A 1,274-nucleotide genomic window follows, 5' to 3' on the forward strand; every position below is an offset into this window, starting at 1 on the left:
TACTATAGGTCACATCTTTCCATATGCTTATTATCATCATTGAATTTACTGGTATCAATGAAAATAAAATAGACATCCCCCAAAGAATTTTTCTATTCACTTCAAATTTTAATAAAGAACGAAACCCATATAGTAAAGCACTAAGAAGAAACATCATTTGAGCTAAAACTATAGCTGCTGGTGAATACCAAATCTTAGTAATAAGCAATTTAAATAATGTATCATAAATTGGATGCGCATCCCCAAATTCAAATGTTGATAATTGTCTCCACTGGTCTAAGGAATCACCACTCATTAATCCAGGATAATAGGATAGAAAATATATACTCCATGAAATTATTATCGGCACTAAGAATACTGCACTATCCCCTTTACCAATAGACAATGATTTAGGAGTTCTTTGAATAGTGATTCTAGTTAAAAAGATAAAAATAGTAAAGGATAATAAGATCAAATCGGCTAAAAACACTAGACATTTCTCAAAAATTGAGGCTCCCTTTAAATTGTCTAAATGAATTTCTTTTGTGCTATCATCATTAGTACCATAAAGGTCATAGTCGTTTTCTTCACCATCAATAACTAAACGAACTTTACCAGAATAGGGATGGTTACTAAGTTTTAGGCTTATATTACTTTTCACCTTACCTTCCCAATTTATCAAGACATTATCACCGTGTGTATAAACAGGAACACCATTAATCAGTTCCCAATCACCTATCAAATTCATTTCATTTAATGGTAAAATTCTATTATCGATTTTAATCTCTTTAACCCAGACCTCGATACCTAATGATTGATTATTTTTCTCTCCCAGTGGTTGAACTTTTAAAGTGTGATAATTATCAACGTTAAATGGTATCATCAGAAGGATTGAAAATGAAAAAATAATACTTACAATTAAATTCCGTCTTTTGCTCGCATGTAAATGTTTCGAATCAAAAAACTGTTTAAATAAATTCCTAAGTGCATATCCTATTGTAATTGTTGTAAGCAAAATAAAAAAAACAAAAATCACACGTCTGTTTGTTATACTTGGAATAAAATGGTAGATAAAAGCCAGACTTATACATAAAGAAAACACATAACTTAGTGCTCTGGTTATAATAGAGTTATTCATTAGCAACCTCATTCTAATTCTTCTAAAAATAGTTTAAAACAAATAATCACGGAGACAATTCATTAACCAAAATTGATATCATTTAATTATTTTTCTAATTATCAATTTGTATTTTATTTTTCTGAAAAAGCCAAAGACTTCAGGAAAATGTCTGCGT

1 protein-coding gene is annotated in these 1,274 nt (G+C 29.4%); it reads right to left on the reverse strand.

The annotated features are described in order from the left end of the window. Window positions 1-1,117, reverse strand: a 1,117-nt coding sequence (locus ACQQ6X_RS12925) for a hypothetical protein (protein WP_430493590.1), incomplete at its 3' end; no start/stop codon positions are given. Window positions 1,118-1,274: the final 157 nt, after the last annotated feature.

The organism is Paenibacillus ottowii (assembly GCF_050516475.1).
GTDB lineage: Bacteria > Bacillota > Bacilli > Paenibacillales > Paenibacillaceae > Paenibacillus > Paenibacillus ottowii.